General features: G+C 32.0%; 1 protein-coding gene. It reads right to left on the minus strand.

All coding sequences use genetic code 11. The features are described 5' to 3' along the window. A partial coding sequence (locus HMPREF3045_RS04975) for an MATE family efflux transporter (RefSeq protein WP_070737488.1) occupies positions 1–1,199 on the minus strand: 1,199 nt, incomplete at its 3' end. Positions 1,200–1,211 lie beyond the last annotated feature (12 nt).

Consider the following 1,211-nt stretch of genomic DNA (forward strand, 5'->3'; position numbering starts at 1 on the left):
AAAAATAACTGTCTTAGCATTACTATTATGCCGGCTTTTTTAGCGTTTCCTATTGATTGGAAGAATGTTATAGTCATTACCATTACTCCATATAGAATAAAGATAGAATAAAATAGTCTAAAGTTTCCTATTCCCTGAGTTATAATACTTTCTTCTACTCCAAATAAGGAAAGTATATTCTTTGAAAATGCTAATGCTGGTATCCAAAATATTGATGCAAGAATTAATCCTCCGATAGAAAATACTTTCATAGCTTCTTTTACTCTGTCGTATTTTTTCGCTCCAAAATTTGTACCAACTACAGGTTGTAAACCTTGACTCATTCCCCAAAGTGGAATGAATGAAAAGGCATATATTCTAAGTGTTGCTGCCATCAAGATAGCATTTGTATCTCCGCCATATTTAAATGACATTTTATATAGCATTGTTTGTTGAATCATAAATAAAATTTGCATCATCATAGCAGATGACCCTACGCCAAACATTTCTTTTTTTATTTCCTGATCAGGTTTGATTTTATTTATTTTTACTGCTTTACTTTTATATTTGAAGTAATGGAGTGTTATTATCGCTTGAACAAATTGTGCTGTAATAGTTGCAAGTGCAGCCCCTTCTATTGCGTATTTTCCCATTAATTTCATTAGAATTGGATCAAGAATTATGTTTAAAAAAGCCCCTAGCCCCATAATGAGCATTGCTTTTTTCATTAATCCTTCTCCACGCATAACCATGTTTGCTGATTGAGTAAAGTTTACAAATAAAGAACCAATGAAAATCACTCGTAAATATCTGATACCATATTCTTTAATTTCTCCACTTGCTCCAACCATATCTAAAAAATGTGGTGCAAGTAAAATTCCGCCTATTGTAATAATTGATGAGAATAGAATAACCCAAAAGATTAAATTCCCCATAATTTTATCAACTGTTTTTTTGTCGCCCTTTCCTATAGCTCTTGATAAAACTGATGCTGAACCTACACCTATGAGTGTAGATACTCCACTATTGAAAAAGGTAAGTGGCATAGCTACACCACAAGCTGTCATTGCAGTTTGTCCTATAATATTTCCTGCAAAAATTCCATCCATTAGTGGATAAAGACCTATTACTATCATTCCTATTACAGCAGGGACAGATAATTGAAAAAGTAAATCTATGGGTCTTTTTGTTAATAATTGTTCTTTCATATCTTGTTTCATAAAATCATCCTC

The organism is Anaerococcus sp. HMSC075B03, from assembly GCF_001815585.1.
Classification (GTDB): domain Bacteria; phylum Bacillota; class Clostridia; order Tissierellales; family Peptoniphilaceae; genus Anaerococcus; species Anaerococcus vaginalis.